We start from the raw sequence: 17,762 nt of genomic DNA, 5'->3' as shown, positions 1-17,762 counted from the left end.
GAGACATGGACATGAGCACCCGCATCGAGAACGTGAGCGTCGCCCTCGGCGAGGACTACCCGGAGATCCGCGAGAGCGTGCAGCGCATCTGCGCCGACTTCCCCGGCGCCTACTGGCGCGACATGGACGCGCGCGAGGCCTACCCCACGGAGTTCGTCCGCGCGATGACCGAATCGGGCTACCTCGCCGTGCTGATCCCCGAGGAGTACGGCGGCGCCGGCCTGCCGATCCGCGCGGCCGGCGTGATCCTGCAGGAATGCCACGCCATGGGCTGCTACGCCGCCGCGGCGCACGCGCAGATGTACACCATGGGCACCGTGCTGCGCCACGGCAGCCCCGAGCAGAAGAAGAAGTACCTGCCGCGCATCGCCAGCGGCGAGCTGCGCCTGCAGGCCTTCGGCGTCACCGAACCCACCACCGGGACCGACACGACCAAGCTGAAGACCCGCGCGATCCGCAAGGGCGACCACTACGAGATCCACGGGCAGAAGGTCTGGACCTCGCGCGCCCTGCACTCCGACCTGATGCTGCTGCTGGCGCGCACCAGGCCGGTGGAGGAGTGCGAGAAGAAGACCGACGGCCTGTCGGTGTTCCTGGTGGACATGCGCGAGGCCAAGGGCGCGGGCATGGAAATCCGGCCCTTGCCGGCCATGATCAACCACAACACCACCGAGATCTTCTTCGACGGGCTGAAGGTCCCGGCGGAGAACATGATCGGCCCCGAGCACAAGGGCTTCAGGTGCATCCTGGACGGCATGAACGCCGAGCGCATCCTGGTCTCGCACGAATCGATCGGCGACGCCCGCTGGTTCATCCGCACCGCCTCGAAGTACGCCAGCGAGCGCATCGTGTTCGACCGCCCGATCGGCCGGAACCAGGGCGTGCAGTTCCCCATCGCCCGCGCCTACGCGGAGACGCAGGGCGCCGACATGATGCTGCGCAAGGCCGCGGCCCTGTTCGACGCCGGCCTGCCCTGCGGCGAGGACGCCAACGTGGCCAAGCTGCTCGCCTCCGAGGCGGCGTGGAACGCGGCCGAAGCCTGCATGCAGACCCACGGCGGCTTCGGCTACGCGCGCGAATACGACGTGGAGCGCCGCTGGCGCGAGTGCCGCATCCAGCGCATCGCGCCGGTCTCGACCAACATGGTGCTGGCCTACATCGCCGAGCACGTGCTCGGGATGCCGCGCTCGTACTGAGCGTGAACGCCATGGGCCGCCTCACGCAGCAGCTCGGCGCCTTCGCGGCGGGCTCCGGCCGGCTCGACCTCCCCGAGGCCGTGCGCCACACGGTTCGCAACGGCTTCGTCGATACGGTGGCGACGATGCTGGCGGGGCGCAACGAGCCCGTCACCCGCATCGTGCGCCGCTTCGCCGAAGCCCAGGGCCTCGCCGTGCAGGAGGCGAGCGTGCTGGTGGCGAACCAACGCACCTCCTCGCGCAACGCGGCCCTGGTCAACGCCACCGCCGGCCATGCGCTGGACTACGACGACGTGGCGCTGCAGGGCCACCCCAGCGTGGTGCTGGTGCCGGCGCTGCTGGCCGAGGGCGAACGCCTCGGGGCCTCCGGCCTGGACCTGGTCCGCGCCTACGTGGTGGGCTACGAGGTGTGGGCCGAACTGATCGCGCGCGACGCGGACCTGCACCATCTCAAGGGCTGGCACCCCACCGGCGTGTTCGGCACGCTGGCGGTCGCCGCCGCGGTCGCGGCGCTGCGCAGCCTCGATGCGAACCAATGCGCGCACGCCATCGCGCTGGCGGCCAGCATGGCTGCGGGCCTCACCGCCAACTTCGGCAGCATGGCCAAGCCCTTCCACGCCGGGCAGGCGGCGGCACACGGCATCGATGCGGTGAACCTCGCGGCGGCGGGCATGACGGGCGCGCCGGACGTGCTGGAGCACCCCACCGGCTTCCTCGTCGCGGTGTCGCCACAGGGGCGGGTGCGGCTCGATGGGCCCGCGCAGCCCCTGGGCACCACGCTGCGCATCGCCGACCTGGGCCTCACGGTCAAGAAGTACCCGATGTGCTTCGCCACGCACCGCGTGATCGACGCCCTGCTGGATCTCTCGCAGGCGCATGCCATCGCGCCCGCCGACGTGGCGGCGGTGCACGCCACCGTCGGCGTCGCGCAGGCCTCGATGCTGCGCAATCACGCGCCCCAGCGCGCGCTCGAAGCCAAGTTCAGCCTCGAGTTCGCCGCGGCCGCCGCGCTGCTGGTGCGCCGGGTCGGCCTGGCGCAGCTCACCGACGAATTCGTGGCCAGCCCCGAAGTGCAGCGCCTGATGCAGCGCGTCCGCATCGCCACCACCGACACGAGCCTGGACTACGAACCGACCCTCGCGGCGAGCGACCGCGTGGTGGTGGAACTGCGCGACGGCCGGCGCTTCGACAGCGGCGAAGTCAGCGGCACCCGCGGCGACGCGCGCCACCCGCTGGCCGACGGCGAGCTGCAGGCGAAGTTCAGGGACTGCTGCGAAGGCGTGACCCACCTGGACACGGCGCGCCTGCTCGACTCGCTGCTGCGCCTGCCGCAACTGCCCGACGTGCGCCAGCTCACCTGGACCCGGAAATAGACATACCAAGGAGACAAGCATGCAACCCCCGCATCCCCTTTCCCGCCGCGCCGTGCTGCGCGCCGGCACGCTGCTGGCCGCCGGGCCCGCCGCCTGGAGCCTGGCCCGCGCCCAGGGCCACTTCCCCGACAAGCCACTGACGATCGTCGTGCCCTACCCGGCCGGCGCGTCGACGGACCTGCTGGCGCGCTCCGTCGCGCCGAAGCTGACGGCCAGCCTCGGGCAACCGGTGGTGGTCGAGAACAAGGCCGGGGCCAGCGGCAACATCGGCGCGGCCTACGTCGCCAGCGGCCCCGCCGACGGCACCCGCATCCTGGTGGCGACCGAGCCGATCATCGTGGTCAACCCGCACCTGTTCGCCAACATGGGCTTCGACCCGACCAGGGACCTGGTTCCGCTGGGCAACGGCGCGACCACCATCCTGGGGCTGGCGGTGCATCCCTCGGTGCCGGCCAACACCTTTCCCGAGTTCGTGGCCTGGGCGAAGAAGCAGGGCCAGGTGTTCTTCGGCACCGCGGGCGCGGGCACGCCGCACCACGTGAACGGCATCGTCCTGGGCCAGCGCACCGGCATCGAGATGGTCCACGTGCCCTACAAGGGCAGCGGCCCGATGATCGCGGACCTGCTGGGCGGGCAGATCAAGGTGGGCATCAGCACGCTGTCGACCATCCTGCCGCTGGCGCGCGAAGGCAAGCTGAAGATCCTGGGCCTGGGCGAGAAGGCGCGCGTGCCCTCGGCGCCGGACATCCCGGTGATCGGTGAATTCGTGCCGGGCTTCCTCATGAGCAGCTGGGTCGGCTTCTTCGCTCCCACCGCGACGCCCGCGACCGTGGTGGCGCGCTGGAACACCGAGCTGATGAAGGCCCTGCATTCGCCGGACGTGCACAGGAAGCTGGACGATGCGGGCCTGCCGGTGCTGCCGGCGAACAAGCCCGAGGAACTGGCGGCGATGATCCGGGCGGACTATCCGCGCTACGGCAAGGTCATCAAGGAAGCCGGCATCCGGCTCGACTGAGCGCGCGCTGGCTCAGCCCAGCGCCACGGTCGGCTGCACTGCCTCGCGCACCATCAGCAGGTCGCAGCCTCGCAGCTGCGCGCTGGTGCCGATGGTGACGGACCGGTAGCCCATCTCCGCCAGGTCGCTCTCGATGCGGCGCACCCCGTCGGCGCCGCGCATGATGATGCGGGCGTAGACATGGAAGGACTCGTCGCAGACGCCGATCTCGAAATCCTGCGCCATCCCGGCTTCGGAATCCGTGCGGTCGAGGTCCATGGCGGGATACTGATCGTGGTGCATGGCCCGCAGTGTCCGAACACGGCGCTCGCAAGAAAGTAGGACGGCGTCCTACGTGCGGGTAGGGCTGGAACTTTCGTCCACGTGCACCGTGAAGGGCGTCCCGCTCCTGCTCAGGCAGCCACTGCTGCGCCAGCGCGGATCTTCTCGGTGCCCTCGCGCTCGTAGGTGCCGATCAGCAGCCCGCTTGCCAGCCCGCGCTCCTCGACGGCCCTGAGCACGTCGGTGCGCCCGGGCTTTTCCGGGAAGGGCTCGCCCGGCGCCAGCGCGAAGAGCTGGAAGGCATAGCGGTGCGTGCCGTGGCCGGTGGGCGGATCCGGCGGCAGCCAGCCGGAGCGCAGCAAGGAGTTGCGGCCCTCGTGCGCGCCGCCGCCTTCGTGGTGCGGGCTGTGCAGTTCGCCTTCGCGCAGGGCGGCGTCCTCGGGCGGCAGGTCGACCACGATCGCATGCACCAGCGGCTCGGGCGTGGGCGCATCCGCATCCTCGACGATCAGCACCACGCTGGCGGCCTGCGGCGGCACGCCGCTCCAGTGCAGGGGCGGCGACACGCCCTCGCCGTCGGCGGTGTAGCGGGCGGGAATGGGCGCGTGGTCGGCGAAAGCGAGGCTGCCGACCTTGAGCGTGCCGTGGCCGGCGCGCATCCCGCACTTGTTGAACACGAGCTTGTCCATGCCGGCGCGGGCGTCGCGCAGGGCATGGCCCAAAGGCTCCGGCAGTTTTTCCAGCATGCAGTGGCTCCAGCTTGGTCCCCGAGCGTAGGCGGCGATACCTGCGGCCGCCCGCCGTGCGCATCCCGGATGGCTGTCGGATGCATCCTGCTTTTTCGCTGGCACCAGTCCTTGATCCACCTCAAGCCAGCGCCAGCGCGCATGCATCACCTTGGGTGCCGTGAACCCCTCCCCTGCCCCCGCCGACCTGGCGGGCGCCTATCGGCTGCGGCCGGGGCGCCAGCCCGCGATCGTCGGCGAGCGTCCGGTGCTCGAAGGCCGGCGCCTCGCAGCGCTGATGCAGGGCCTGCCCGCGGCCCGCGCGCCGCAGGCGTGCGCGGCGGTGTTCACGCTGTGCGCGCACGCGCAGCGCCGCACCAGCGAGGCCGCCGTGCGCGCGGCCGGTGGCGCGGCGCCCGAAATCGACCCGGCGGGCCTGCAGTTCGAGACCGCGCGCGACCACCTGCGCTCCATCGCCCTCGACTGGCCGGCGCGCGCCGGCACGGCGCCGCAACTGGCGTGGTTGCGCGAGTCGCCCCTGCGGATCGCGGGTGCAGCGCCCCCCGATGCCGCCGCGGCCCAGGCCGCCCTGCGCGCATTCGGCGCGTGGCTCGCCGACACGGTCCTGCACCGCAGCCCCGCGGAGTGGCTGGCGCGCTGCGCCGCGCCGCCCGCGCTGAAGGCCTGGTGCGATGAGCAGGCCGAGGCCTTCCCGCCCGCCCGCACGCTGCGCGACTGGCATGCGCTCGCCAGCCGCATCGAGATCGCCTGCACGCCGCTGCGCATCCTCATGGCGGAACCGGGCGCGTGCGAGGCCAACCTGCGCACGCTCGCTGGCGCGCTCGCCACCGAGACGGACTTCGCGCAGCTTCCGCGCTGGCGGGGGCAGGCGCGCGAGAACGGGCCCTGGACCCGCCAGCGCGACGACGCGCACGCCACGCCGCCGGCCACGGCCTGGGATCGCCTCGCCGCCCGCTGGATCGAACTCGTCGCCCTGGCAGCCGCTGACGCCCCGCCGATGCTGCAGCAAGGCGCCCTGCAGCTCGCCCCCGGCGAGGCCATCGCCTGGTGCGAAATGGCGCGCGGCCTGCTGTTCCACTGGGTGCGGCTGGATGCGAACGGCTGCGTGCAGGACTACCGCGTCCTCGCGCCGACCGAGTGGAACTTCCATCCGCAGGGCTCGCTCGCCCGGGCGCTGGAGCGCCTGGCGCCCTCCGACACGGAAGCGGCGGCCCTGCTCGGAACGGCCTTCGATGCCTGCGTGCCCTGCACGGTGGCACCCGCTCCTTGAGATGGCGCAAGTGCCCTCTCCCCTGCCCCGATAGCATGCCAACGATGATGCGCGTCCTGTGGCTCCAGTCCGGCGGTTGCGGCGGCTGCAGCATGTCCATGCTGTGCGCGGACACGCAGGACTTCGCGGGCCTGCTGCACGGTGCCGGCGTCGAGGTGCTGTGGCATCCGGCGCTGTCGCAGGCGGACGGCGCACAGGTCGTCGACCTGCTCGAAGCCGCCGTGGCGGGGCGCGAACGCATCGACGCCCTGTGCATCGAAGGCGCGCTGCTGCGCGGCCCGCACGGCAGCGGCCGCTTCCACGTGCTGGCCGGCACCGGCCGGCCCATGGTGCACTGGGTGCGCGAACTCGCGGCAGTGGCGCAGCACGTGCTGGCCATCGGCAGCTGCGCGGCCTGGGGCGGCTTCACGTCCGACCCGGGGGGCGCCACCGAGGCCTGCGGCCTGCAATACGAGGACGACGTGAAGGGCGGCCTGCTCGGAGCCGGGTTCCGTTCGCGCTCCGGCCTGCCGGTGGTCAACGTGGCCGGCTGCCCCACGCATCCGGGCTGGGTGCTGGAAACGCTGATGGGCCTGGCGGCCGGTGCGCTCACCGAAGCCGACCTCGATCCGCTCGGGCGGCCGCGCTTCTATGCGGACCAGCTCGTGCACCAGGGCTGCAGCCGCAACGAGTACTACGAATACAAGGCCAGCGCGACGCTGCCCGCGCAGCAGGGTTGCCTGATGGAGCACATGGGGTGCAAGGGCACGCAGGCGCATGCGGATTGCAACCGGCGCCTGTGGAACGGCGCGGGATCCTGCGCGCGCGGCGGCTATCCGTGCATCAGTTGCACGGAGCCGGGCTTCCAGCGGCCCGGCCATCCCTTCCACCTCACGCCCAAGGTCGCCGGCATCCCGATCGGCCTGCCCACCGACATGCCCAAGGCCTGGTTCGTGGCGCTCGCCTCGCTGTCCAAGAGCGCGACGCCCAAGCGCGTGAAGGTCAACGCGACCAGCGACCGCGTGGTGCTGCCGCCGCAGCCGCGCAAGACCGGCCTGCGCTGAGCGAGCGGCCATGACGCGACTGGTACTGGGCCCCTTCAACCGCGTCGAGGGCGACCTCGAGGTGCAGCTCGAGGTGGAGGACGGCCGGGTGCGCGAGGCGCGCGTGCAGGCGCCGCTGTACCGCGGCTTCGAGAACCTGCTGCTCGGACGCGATCCGCTCGATGCCCTTGCCATCGCGCCGCGCATCTGCGGGATCTGCTCGGTCTCGCAATCGGTCGCCGCGGCGCGCGCGCTGGCCGATGCGGCCGGCGTGCAGCCGCCGGCCAACGGCCTGCGCGCCACCAACCTGATGCTGGCCTGCGAGAACCTCGCCGACCACGTGATGCACTTCTACGCCTTCTTCATGCCGGACTTCGGCGCCGGCGACTACGCTGCGCGGCCCTGGCACGGGCAGGCGCGCCAGCGCTTCAGCGCGGTGGCCGAAGGCGCGCCGGAGGCGGGCCTGCACAGCCGCGCGGCGCTGGCCGAGCGCACGCACTGGCTGGAACTGGTCGGCACGCTGGGCGGCAAGTGGCCCCACACCGGCTCCATCCTGCCCGGGGGCAGCGCGCGGCCCGTCGAAGGCGCCGAGCGCCTGCGGCTGCTGGCCAAGGTGCGCGAGATGCGCGCCTTCCTCGAAGGCACCCTGTTCGGGTGCCCGCTGGAGGAGATCGCGGCGCTGGACGGCATGCGCGCGCTGGACCACTGGCGCGGCCGCGCGACGGGCAGCGACCTGGCCCTGTTCCTCGACATCGCGGACGACACGGCCCTGCACGGCCTGGGCGGCGGGCCGGGGCGTTATCTCAGTTTCGGGGCCTATGCGCAGCCCGAAGGGCATGCCTTCGCGCGCGGCGTGTGGGACGGCCAGACCGGCCAGCTGCTGCCGCTGCATCCGCAGGACGTGCGCGAGGACGCGAGCTGCGCGTGGCTGGCGCAGGCGGTGGGGGGCGCCGCGCTGCATCCCTCCGAAGGCCGTACCCAGCCCGAGCCGGACAAGCCCGGCGCGTACACCTGGAACAAGGCGCCCCGCCTGGCGGGCCGCGTGGTGGAGACCGGTGCCATCGCGCGCCAGCTGGTCGCCGGTCAGCCGCTGGTGCGCGACGCGGTGGCGCGGCACGGCGGCGTCGTGTTCACGCGGGTCCTGGCGCGCCTGATGGAAGTGGCGCGCATCCTGCCGCTGATGGAGCAGTGGCTGCAGGCGATCGACCGCGAAGCCTTCCATGCGGCGCATCCCATGCCGCTGCAGGCGCAGGGGGCCGGCCTGGCCGAAGCGGCGCGCGGCGCGCTGGGGCACTGGGTGCGCGTCGACGGCGGCCGCATCGCCAACTACCAGATCGTCGCGCCCACGAGCTGGAACTTCTCGCCGCGCGACGCGGCCGGCACGCCCGGCGCGCTGGAGATGGCGCTGGTGGGCGCGCCGGTCGACGAGGACGCGCGCGGGCGCGGCCGCAGCGTGGCCGTGCGCCACATCGTGCGCTCCTTCGACCCCTGCATGGTCTGCACGGTACATTGAGAATGGCCCGCAGCTCGCCCCTGCAGAACCTCCCCTCCGGCGAACTGGAGGGCGTGAACGAGGCAACCTGGCTGGACGTGATCCAGAAGATGGACGAGGTCTACTCGCGCCTGGTCGCCGACGAAGTGGAGCTGGAAGACAAGAACGCGCAGCTGGAGGAATCGCAGCGCTTCATCTTCAGCCTGCTGGCCGCGATGAGCGACGTGCTGGTCGCCTGCAACGAGGAAGGCCTGATCGAGGAGACCAACCCCGCGCTGTGCGAGCTGGTGGGCGCAAGCGACGCGCAGTTGCGCGGCACGCCGGTGGTGGACCTGCTGGCCGACGAGGAAAGCATGGAGCGCTGGCAGCTCGCCATGCACCACTCGGGCTCGCGCGAAGGCGCCGTGGTGGAACTGAACCTGCGCGGCGCCGCCGGCGCCGTGCCGGTGGACATGAACTGCACCCTGCGCCGCGACAGCGTGGGCCGGCCCGTGGGCCGCGTGCTCGTGGGACGCCCGTTGGGGGAACTCAAACGCGCGTACCGGCAGCTGCGCGACGCGCACGACGCGCTCAAGCAGGCGCAGCAGCAGCTGCTGCATTCGGAGAAGATGGCCTCGCTCGGTCGGCTGGTGGCCGGCGTGGCGCATGAACTGAACAACCCGATCAGCTTCGTGCTGGGCAACGTGCACGTGCTGGAGCGCTATGGGCAGCGGCTGACGCGCTATCTCGCGGCACTGCACGCCGCGGACCTGCCGCCGCACCTGGTCGAACTCCGCCGCGAGCTGCGCATCGACCGGCTCGTCGCCGACCTGCCCTCGCTCACCGAAGGCACGCTGGAAGGCGCGCAGCGCACCGCGGACATCGTCAGCGGCCTCAAGCGCTTTTCCTCGGGCGTGCGCGAGGAAGACTCGCGGCTGGACCTCACGGGCGTGGTGGAGCGTGCGATCCACTGGGTGCGCAAGGGCACGGCACCGCAGTTCGAAGTGATCTTCGAGCCGGGCGAGCCCTGCCACGTGAACGGCAGCCCGGGCGAGCTGCTGCAGGTGATGATGAACCTGATCCAGAACGCCTACGACGCCGCGGCCACGCTGGACAACCCCGTGCCCCGCCTGGCCATCACCTGCACCCGCGACGCTCAGAGCGTGACGCTGCGCTTCGCCGACAACGGCCCGGGCCTGCGGCCCGAGCACCTGTCGCGCGTGTTCGAACCCTTCTTCACGACCAAGCCGGTGGGCAAGGGCACGGGGCTGGGGCTGTCGATCAGCTACGGGATCATCGAGAAGCACGGGGGAAGGCTGGCGGTGGAGAACGCGCCGCAGGGGGGCGCGGTGTTCACGGTGACGTTGCCGCTGTCGCGGGCTGGCGCTGACGAAGGGTAGGCTGGCGGTGACGACGGGTAGGCTGGCGGTGACGACGGGTAGGCTGGCGGTGACGAAGGAACCCCAGCGGTGCGCGCGCGCAGCGAAGCGCTGGGGTTTCGCTGCGCTCCACCACCAGCCTACGAATCGCCCCCGTCGCGCATTCAAGCTTCCGTCAACCCCAGCTTCGCCAGCTTCATCCGCAGCCCCACGCGCGTGAGCCCCAGTTCATCCGCGACCCGCGTCTTGTTGCCGTGGTGGCGTTCCATCGCCTCGCGAATCAGCTGCGCCTCGACCCGCTCGACGTGGTGGCGCAGCATGCCGGAGGAGGCCGTGGCTTCGACGGGCACGGCCTCGACGGCCGCCTCCCGCACCCGCGGCGTGAACAGCTCCGCCCCCAGCTCCGTGCCCTCCGCGAGCGCCAGCGCGCGCCGCATCTCGTTCTGCAGCTCGCGCACGTTGCCCGGCCAGGGGTAGGCGCGCAGGCACGCAAGCGCCTGCGGCGTCAGCCGCGCCTCGGCCGAGCCGTACGAGCGCAGCAGGCCTTCGGCGATCGGCGCCACGTCCTGCGGCCGCTCGCGCAGCGGCGGCAGGTGCAGCGTCATGCCCGCGATGCGGTAATAGAGGTCCTCGCGGAAGCGCCCCGCCGTGACATCGACCTCCAGGTCGCGGTGCGTGGCCGCGATCAGCCGCACGTCCACGGCCACGGGGCGCGGGCTGCCCAGCGGCCGGATCTCGCCCTCCTGCAGCGCACGCAGCAGCTTGACCTGGAATGCCGGCGAGGTGTCGCCGATCTCGTCGAGGAACAGCGTTCCGCCGTCGGCCTGCTGGAACAGGCCGATGCGCGATTCGGTGGCGCCCGTGAAGGCGCCCTTCTTGTGGCCGAACAGCTCGCTTTCCAGCAGCGTGTCCGGCAGGGCGCCGCAGTTCTCCACCACGAACGGCCCGTCGGCGCGCACGCTCGCGTAGTGGATGGCGCGCGCCAGCAGCTCCTTGCCGGTGCCCGATTCGCCCGTCACGAGCACCGCGAGATCGTGGCCGGCCACCTTGTCGGCCAGCGTGCACAGTTCGTTGAGCGGGCTGTCGGCCGCGCGCGTGAGCGCGTCGAAGCCGCCCTTGGCGCGCGCCTTCTGCCGCAGCGCCGCGACGCGCTGCGCCAGTTGCTCGGGGCTGCCGCGCAACTCCAGCGTCAGGCGCTGGTTCTCCTGCTGCAGCCGCCACAGCTGCGCCGCGCCATGCAGCGTCAGCAGCAGCTGGTCGGGCCGCCAGGGCTTGAGCAGGTACTGCCAGATGCCGGCCTCGTTGATGCCGCGGATGATGTCCTCCGACTCCGTGTAGCCGGAGAGGATCATGCGGATCGTGTCGGGCCAGTGCGAGCGCACGGTGCGCAGGAACTCGACGCCGGACATGCCGGGCATGCGCTGGTCGGACACGACGACCTGCACGCACTCCTGCTCCAGCACCTGCAGTCCCTCGGCGCCGGAGCCGGCGGTGAAGATCTCGAACTCGTCTTCCAGCGTGCGGCGCAGCGTCTCGAGCGCGCGCGGCTCGTCGTCCACCACCAGCACGGCGACGGGCCGGGCCGTCACGCCGCCCTCCTTTCCGGTTCGCGGTGGCGCGCCAGGTGGCGCGGCGTCCAGGACGCAGGCGACTTGTGCACGAAGTGGTGGCGCGCGACGTGGTAGCTCGGATCGAAGCCGTAGAAGTTGCGCCGCATCTGCGCCAGCTCCTCTTCGCGGTACGCGGCCAGCGGCTTGGCGGCCTCGTCGGCAGCGCGCGCCGCGCGCTTGTCCGCCAGGCGCTGCGCGAGGGCGGGATCGGCCGCGAGGCGCGCCGCCCGCCGCGCGACCTCCTCGGCGAAGGCGGGCAGGTCGCCCGCGATGCAGTCGTCGACGAAGCCCGCGGCCAGCGCGGCCTGCGCGGTGAGCGGCTGGCGCTCGCGCATGATCGCCTGCGCACGCGCGGCGCCCAGGCGTTTCGGCAGCAGGTAGGTCCAGTACTCGGAGCCGTACAGGTTGCCCATGTTCCTGTAGTGCGGGTTCAGCACCACCGCCTCGCGCGCCCACACCAGGTCCGCCGCGCGGGCCAGGAAGCAGCCGCCGGCGCCCGCATTGCCGGCCAGCGCGGCCACCGTGAGCTGTCCTCCGGTCGTGATCAGTTCCAGCGCGAGGTCGTCGATCGCCTCGATGTTGCGCCAGGACGCATCGGCCGCCGAGCCGCCCTGCAAGCTCTCCGCCTCGATCGCATTCAGGTGGATGCCGTTGGACCAGAAGTCCTGCCCGCCCGCGAGCACCAGCACGCGCACCGGACGCGCGCGCGCCCACTGCAGCGCGGCGCGCAGCCGCGTGCACTGCGTCGTGGACATCGCACCGTTGTAGAACTCGAAGTGCAGGAAGCCGACCCCGCCCTGCTCCTCGTAAGCGATGTCCTGCCAGGTGGCTTGCGGAACGCGCCACCAGCCTTGCAGCGGCGCTTCGGGCACGCCCGCCGCCTGCCGCGGGAAGGCGAGCGTGCCCGGCAGCTTGATCGAGCCGGGCCGCTTCACGTGGCCGATCCACACCGCGCCATCGACCGTGGCGCGCAGCAGCGCCGTCTCGCGCTTGGCGATCAATGCGCCGGGCGTACCGCCCAGGCGGGCTTCGGGCCAGGCGTCGTACAGGTGGCAGGGCTCGCCGAACAGCTGGTCGGCCACGCCGGGGAAGCCGTCCGCCGCGCGGATGCGGCGCAGGATGGTTTCGGTCGCGTCCCGCGACCAGTCGAGGGCGCGGTCCGCCTGTTGCATCAGCGGCCGCAGTCGCCCGCGCGCGCCGGCGATGTCCAGCGGCCGCCGCGGCACGTCCGCGCCGCCCTCGATGCGCGCGATCGCCTGCAGCACCGCCTGCAGCGCCGCAGTGCTCACCTCGTTGCGGTACACGCTGGACTTCTTCGCCGCGCGCAGCGGGAACTCCACGCTCGCCCACACCGGGCCGGCGTCCATTTCGGCTTCCGCCTGCAGCACCGTCACGCCCCAGGTCGATTCGCCCTCCTGCAGGGCCCAGTCCAGCGCCGAGGGCCCCCGGTCGCCGACGATGCCGGGATGCACGACCAGGCACGGGACCTTGCGCCAGACCGACGCGGGGATCGCGCGGCGCAGGTAGGGTGCGACGACCACGTCGGGGCGGAACATCGCGACGGCTTCCTCGGTCACGCCGTCGGCGATGTCGAACTCGAGCGACAGCACATGCCCGCGCCCCTGCAGTTCCGCCCACAGCCGCTGCGCGAGGCTGTTGAACGCGTGCGTGAGCAGGAGGATGCGCATGGTCTTCAGCAGATCCGCGGCAGCGGGTCGCTCGCCAGCCAGTCGACGATGCGCCGGCCGCCGAAGGCGGTTTCGAGCTGCACGAAATGATGGTTGTCGGCGATCATCTCGCCGATGCGCACGGCCTCGCGGCCCAGGGGATGCGCGCGCATCGCGGCCAGGAGCCGGTCCGCATCCGCCGCGGCGCACACCGCAACCAGCTTGCCTTCGTTGGCGACATCCAGCGGATCGAGGCCGAGCAGCTCGCAGGCCGCGGCGACCGCCGGCCGCACGGGGATCGCCTTCTCGCGCAGCATCATGCCCACGCCGGACTGGTGCGCGATCTCGTTGAGCGTGGCGGCCAGTCCGCCGCGCGTGGGATCGCGCAGGCAGCGCAGTTCCGCGCCCGTCGCGAGCATCGCGGCCACCAGCTCGTGCAGGGCCGCCGTGTCGGAGGAAACCGGCGCGTCGAAGCTCAGGTTCTCGCGCCGGCTCATCACGGCCACGCCGTGGTCGCCGATGGTGCCCGAGAGGAGGACCGCGTCGCCCGCCCGTGCGCGCTCGCCGCCGAGGACGACGCCGGCCGCCAGCACCCCCACCCCCGTCGTCGTGATGAACACGCCGTCGCCCTTGCCGCGCTGGACCACCTTGGTGTCGCCCGTGACCACGGGGACCCGCGCAGCGCGCGCGGCATCGGCCATCGATTCCACGATGCGATCCAGCTCCGCCAGCGCAAAGCCTTCCTCCAGGATGAAGCCGGCCGCGAGGTACAGCGGGGTCGCGCCCATCATGGCCACATCGTTGATCGTGCCGTGCACCGACAGGCAGCCGATGTCGCCGCCCGCGAACTCCAGCGGCGAGACCACGTGCGAGTCGGTGGACATGACCAGGCGCGCACCCTCTCCCGCCGGCAGCGGCAGCACGGCGCCGTCGTTGCCCTGCCCCAGGTACTCGTTGCCCAGGTGCCTGGCGAACAGCTCGCGCACCAGTTGCACCATGGCGCGTCCACCGGCGCCATGCGTCAGGTCGACGCGCCCGGTCTTCAGGTCCAGGGGCCGCACGTAAGCGCGCTTGACTTCAGCCATCGCTCAGGGCCAGGTCCCGGTAGCGGCCGTAGCTGTAGTGCGCCGCGCAGGCGCCTTCGCTGCTGACCATGCAGGACCCCATGGGGTTGTCCGGCGTGCACACCGTGCCGAACAGCCTGCAGTCCTGCGGCCGCTTCACGCCGCGCAGGATCGCGCCGCATTCGCAGGCCTTGTGGTCGGGAACCGAGCGGTACTGCAGGCCGAAGCGGCGCTCGGCATCGAAGGCCGCGTACTCGCCGCGGATGCGCAGCGCCGAATACGGCACCACCGAGAGGCCGCGCCATTCGAACTCGCGCCGCAGCTCGAACACCTGCGCGACGCGGTCCTGAGCCTTGACATTGCCCTCGCGCGTGACGGCGCGCGAGAACTCGTTCTCCACGTCGCAGCGGCCCTCGTTGACCTGGCGCACCAGCATCAGGATGGCCTGCATCACGTCCAGCGGCTCGAAGCCGGCGATCACCACCGGCTTGCGGTATTCCTCGGCGAAGAATTCGTAGGGGCGGCTGCCGATCACGGTGGACACGTGGGCCGGGCCGATGAAGCCGTCGATGGGCACCGTGCCCCATTGCCGCACCTCGGGCGATTCGAGGATGTGGCTGATCGCCGCCGGGGTGAGCACGTGGCAGCACAGTACGCTGAAGTTCGCCAGCCCTTCGAATTGCGCCTGCTGGATGGCCAACGCCGTGGGGGGCGTGGTGGTCTCGAAACCGATGGCGAAGAACACGATCTCGCGCTGCGGGTGGTCGCGGGCAAGCTGCAGCGCGTCGAGCGTCGAATAGACCATGCGCACGTCGGCGCCGCGCGCCTTGGCCTTCAGCAGCGACAGGCCGCCGGAGGCCGGCACGCGCAAGGTGTCGCCATAGCTGCACAGCATCACGCCGCGCTCCAGCGCGAGCGAAATCGCGAGGTCGATGCGTCCGATCGGCAGCACGCATACCGGGCAGCCGGGGCCGTGCACCATGCGCACGCCCCCGGGCAGCAGGTCCGCCAGGCCGTAGCGCGAGATCGCGTGGGTGTGGCCGCCGCAGAACTCCATGAAGCTGTAGCGCCGGCCGGGCTCCACCGCCGCGGCGATCCTGCGCGCCAGCGTGCGCGCCACCTCGCCGTCGCGGAATTCCTCGATGTACTTCATGGCGCGGGTGCGGGGCTGGCCGGCTCCATCTGCGAGAACAGGGCCAGGGTGCGCTCGGCCTCGTCGGGATCGAGCCTGGCGAGTGCGTAGCCCACGTGCAGGATCACGTAGTCGCCGACCGCCACGCCATCGAGCAGCGCCAGCGAGATGCGCTTGCGCACGCCGCCCAGGTCCACCGTGCCCCAGTCGCCGGCGTCCTCGACGTCCACCACCTTGACGGGCAGCGCCAGGCACATGTCAGCTGTCTCCCTGCAGGGCCTGCATCGCGACCCATGCCTGGCCCAGCGCGAGGCCGCCGTCGCCGGGCGGCAGGCGCTCCGGCTGCAGCACGCGCAGGCCCTCGTGTTCCAGCCGGTCGGCCAGTTGCAGCGAAAGCTGCGTGTTCAGGAAGCAGCCGCCGCCGAAGGCGATCGTGCGGATGTCGGTGAGGATGGAGGCGCGGCGCAGCCAGTCGGCCAGGGCCGCCGCCAGCGTCGCGTGGAAGCGCGCGGCGCCGGCCCGGGCATCGCGTTCGTCCGCCAGCGATGCCAGCAGGGGCAGCAGGTCCAGCACGCCGTCCGCATCGATGTGCCAGCCGCACCACAAGGGCTCGGGCTGCCGGCCGTGCGCGGCCTGCTCCAGCCGCATCGCGGCCTCGGCCTCGTACTGCATGTGCGCGCACAGGCCCAGCAGGCCCGCGGCGGCGTCGAACACACGGCCCATGCTGGTCGTCTGCGGGCAGTTCACGCCGCGCCTGAGCATCTCGAACATCGCACCGGACGCAGGCTCCTGCGCGAAGCGCGCGGCGATCTGGTCGCCGCGCCCGAGCAGGTGGAGGACCGCGGCGGCCATGCGCCAGGGCTGGCGCGCCGCGCGGTCGCCGCCGGGCAGGGGCAGCGGGCGCAGGTGGCCCAGGCGATCGAAGCGGCCGTCCTGCACCTGCAGCAGTTCGCCGCCCCAGGCCGTGGCGTCGGTGCCCAGCCCCACGCCGTCGAGGGCGAGCCCCAGCACGGGCGCGCGCCAGCCATGTTCGGCGCACGTCGCCGCGATGTGCGCATGGTGGTGCTGCACGGCATGCGTGCGCAAGCCATGTTCCGCCGCGAAGGCCAGGGCGGCCTGCGATGCGTGGTCCTCGGGGTGGAGGTCGTGCGCCACCACGTCCGGCCGCGCCTGCAGCAGGCCCAGCATGCGCTGCACGTTCTCGGCCTGGAACGTGCAGGTGGCGGCGTTGTCCAGGTCGCCGACGTGCGGTGACAGGAAGGCCTCGTCGCCGCGCGTGACGCAGACGCTGTTCTTCAGGTGGGCGCCGAAGGAGATCACGGATGGCCCCGCCGCCGGCAGGCGCAGCGACGCCGGCGCGTAGCCGCGGCTGCGGCGCACGAAGCGCCCGGCAGCGCCCTGCGGCCGCACCACGCTGTCGTCGCAGCGGGCCACGATCTCGCGGTCGTGGTCCAGGATGGCGTCGGCGATCGTGGCCAGGCGCTCGCGCGCCTCCGCGTTGCCGCGCACGATGGGCTCGCCCCCGGGATTGGCGCTGGTCATCACCAGCAGCAGGGGCTGTTCCTGCTCCAGCCATGCGAGGCCGGAAGGACGCCCCGCCGCCTCGTGGAACAGCAGGAACTGGATCGGCGTCGCGGGCAGCATGGCGCCGAGCGTGCGCAGGCCGGGCGCGACGCCGGGCAGCGTCGCATCGAGCTCGGACGGAGCATCGAGCAGCACCACCGGGCGTTCCGCACTCTCCAGCCACCCGCGCGCGGGGGCAGGCACGGGCGCGATGGCTTCGAGGCTCTGCGCGTTGGCCGCCATCACGGCGAAGGGCTTGGCCTCGCGGTTCTTGCGCAGGCGCAGGCGCGCCACCGCCTGGGCATTGCGCGCATCGCAGGCGAGGTGGAAGCCGCCCAGGCTCTTGATCGCGACGATGCTCCCGGCGCGCAGCAGCCGCAGCGTGGCGGCGATCGCGTCGCCGGGCACCGCACCCTCGTCGTCGATCAGCGCCAGGTGCGGCCCGCAGCGGGGGCAGCAGGTGGTCTCGGCGTGGAAGCGCCGGTCGGCGGGCGCGCCGTATTCGCGCGCGCAGGCGGGGCACAGCGGGAACGGCGCCAGGCTGGTCCGAGTGCGGTCGTAGGGCAGCGACTGCGTCACCGTGTAGCGCGGGCCGCAGTGGGTGCAGGTGATGAAGGCGTGGCGCCAGCGGCGGCCGCCCGGATCGAACAGTTCCGCCAGGCAGTCGGGGCAGGTCGCCACGTCGGGGCCGATCGCGGTGGCGGCGTGGCCGCCTGCGCTGTCGGCGATGACGAAGCCGCTGAAGCGCTGCGGCGGCGAGTCGATGCGCTGGACCGAATCGACGCGGGCCAGCGCAGGGGCTTCGTCACGCAGGCGTTCGAGCAGGGTGCCGAGCTGCGTGGCCGCCCCTTCGGCGGCGATCTCCACGCCGGCCGCGTCGTTGCGCACCCAGCCGGAGACGTTCAGTTCCTGCGCGAGCCGCCAGACGAAGGGCCTAAAGCCCACGCCCTGCACGATCCCGGTGACACGAATGCGGCAGGCGCAGGTCATGGC

The 17,762-nt window shown here is 72.3% G+C and carries 15 protein-coding genes; 7 read left to right on the top strand and 8 right to left on the bottom strand.

The window, feature by feature from the left end:
- The first annotated feature begins 11 nt into the window (after nucleotides 1-11).
- The 3 genes from WG923_RS06455 to WG923_RS06445 are packed head-to-tail and all read left to right on the top strand — an operon-like array spanning nucleotide 12 to nucleotide 3,584.
- On the top strand, nucleotides 12-1,196 hold the full coding sequence (locus tag WG923_RS06455; protein WP_340350123.1) for an acyl-CoA dehydrogenase family protein: 1,185 nt from the start codon (nucleotides 12-14) through the stop codon (nucleotides 1,194-1,196).
- A gap of 11 nt (nucleotides 1,197-1,207) precedes the next feature.
- Nucleotides 1,208-2,569 carry an MmgE/PrpD family protein gene (locus WG923_RS06450; protein ID WP_340350122.1) on the top strand — a complete coding sequence of 454 codons (1,362 nt, stop codon included), beginning with the start codon at nucleotides 1,208-1,210 and terminating at the stop codon, nucleotides 2,567-2,569.
- Nucleotides 2,570-2,588: 19 nt separating this feature from the next.
- Entirely contained in the window at nucleotides 2,589-3,584 is a 996-nt protein-coding gene (locus tag WG923_RS06445; RefSeq protein ID WP_340350121.1) for a Bug family tripartite tricarboxylate transporter substrate binding protein, read from the top strand.
- Nucleotides 3,585-3,596: 12 nt separating this feature from the next.
- Here the strand turns inward: WG923_RS06445 and WG923_RS06440 are convergent, their stop codons facing one another.
- Nucleotides 3,597-3,866, bottom strand: a complete 270-nt coding sequence (locus WG923_RS06440) for a hypothetical protein (RefSeq protein ID WP_340350120.1) — start codon at nucleotides 3,864-3,866, stop codon at nucleotides 3,597-3,599.
- Between the two features lie 110 nt (nucleotides 3,867-3,976).
- On the bottom strand, nucleotides 3,977-4,591 hold the full coding sequence (locus WG923_RS06435; protein WP_340350119.1) for a YbhB/YbcL family Raf kinase inhibitor-like protein: 615 nt from the start codon (nucleotides 4,589-4,591) through the stop codon (nucleotides 3,977-3,979).
- Nucleotides 4,592-4,751: 160 nt separating this feature from the next.
- On the opposite strand from WG923_RS06435, the gene WG923_RS06430 reads away from it, so the two are divergent.
- From WG923_RS06430 to WG923_RS06415, 4 genes are read left to right on the top strand one after another with little or no spacing between them, the layout of a single operon-like run.
- On the top strand, nucleotides 4,752-5,861 hold the full coding sequence (locus WG923_RS06430; protein WP_340350118.1) for a hydrogenase maturation factor HoxV/HupK: 1,110 nt from the start codon (nucleotides 4,752-4,754) through the stop codon (nucleotides 5,859-5,861).
- A 35-nt stretch (nucleotides 5,862-5,896) separates the two neighbouring features.
- A complete protein-coding gene (locus WG923_RS06425) occupies nucleotides 5,897-6,904 on the top strand; it encodes a HupU protein (RefSeq protein WP_340350117.1) in 1,008 nt (335 codons plus the stop codon).
- A 10-nt stretch (nucleotides 6,905-6,914) separates the two neighbouring features.
- Entirely contained in the window at nucleotides 6,915-8,396 is a 1,482-nt protein-coding gene (locus WG923_RS06420; RefSeq protein WP_340350116.1) for a nickel-dependent hydrogenase large subunit, read from the top strand.
- Nucleotides 8,397-8,398: 2 nt separating this feature from the next.
- Nucleotides 8,399-9,754, top strand: a complete 1,356-nt coding sequence (locus WG923_RS06415; RefSeq protein ID WP_340350115.1) for a sensor histidine kinase — start codon at nucleotides 8,399-8,401, stop codon at nucleotides 9,752-9,754.
- 143 nt (nucleotides 9,755-9,897) lie between these two features.
- On the opposite strand, the gene WG923_RS06410 is transcribed toward WG923_RS06415, so the two are convergent.
- Genes WG923_RS06410 through hypF form a run of 6 tightly spaced genes read right to left on the bottom strand, consistent with a single transcriptional unit; the run spans nucleotide 9,898 to nucleotide 17,759 of the window.
- The gene (locus tag WG923_RS06410; RefSeq protein WP_340350114.1) at nucleotides 9,898-11,322 is read right to left on the bottom strand and encodes a sigma-54-dependent transcriptional regulator; all 1,425 of its coding nucleotides are present in this window, start codon (nucleotides 11,320-11,322) and stop codon (nucleotides 9,898-9,900) included.
- Nucleotides 11,319-13,031 carry a hydrogenase maturation protein gene (locus tag WG923_RS06405; RefSeq protein WP_340350113.1) on the bottom strand — a complete coding sequence of 571 codons (1,713 nt, stop codon included), beginning with the start codon at nucleotides 13,029-13,031 and terminating at the stop codon, nucleotides 11,319-11,321. The genes WG923_RS06410 and WG923_RS06405 overlap by 4 nt, the downstream gene beginning before the upstream one ends.
- A 5-nt stretch (nucleotides 13,032-13,036) precedes the next feature.
- Nucleotides 13,037-14,095, bottom strand: a complete 1,059-nt coding sequence (gene hypE, locus WG923_RS06400) for a hydrogenase expression/formation protein HypE (protein ID WP_340350112.1) — start codon at nucleotides 14,093-14,095, stop codon at nucleotides 13,037-13,039.
- On the bottom strand, nucleotides 14,088-15,227 hold the full coding sequence (hypD, locus tag WG923_RS06395) for a hydrogenase formation protein HypD (RefSeq protein ID WP_340350111.1): 1,140 nt from the start codon (nucleotides 15,225-15,227) through the stop codon (nucleotides 14,088-14,090). The genes hypE and hypD overlap by 8 nt, the downstream gene beginning before the upstream one ends.
- On the bottom strand, nucleotides 15,224-15,463 hold the full coding sequence (locus WG923_RS06390; RefSeq protein WP_340350110.1) for a HypC/HybG/HupF family hydrogenase formation chaperone: 240 nt from the start codon (nucleotides 15,461-15,463) through the stop codon (nucleotides 15,224-15,226). The genes hypD and WG923_RS06390 overlap by 4 nt, the downstream gene beginning before the upstream one ends.
- A 1-nt stretch (nucleotide 15,464) precedes the next feature.
- Nucleotides 15,465-17,759 carry a carbamoyltransferase HypF gene (gene hypF, locus WG923_RS06385; protein WP_340350109.1) on the bottom strand — a complete coding sequence of 765 codons (2,295 nt, stop codon included), beginning with the start codon at nucleotides 17,757-17,759 and terminating at the stop codon, nucleotides 15,465-15,467.
- Nucleotides 17,760-17,762 lie beyond the last annotated feature (3 nt).

It is taken from the genome of Ramlibacter sp. AN1133 (assembly GCF_037890035.1).
In the GTDB taxonomy this organism is placed as follows: domain Bacteria; phylum Pseudomonadota; class Gammaproteobacteria; order Burkholderiales; family Burkholderiaceae_C; genus Ramlibacter.
This window is presented reverse-complemented; position numbering and strand designations above follow the sequence as displayed.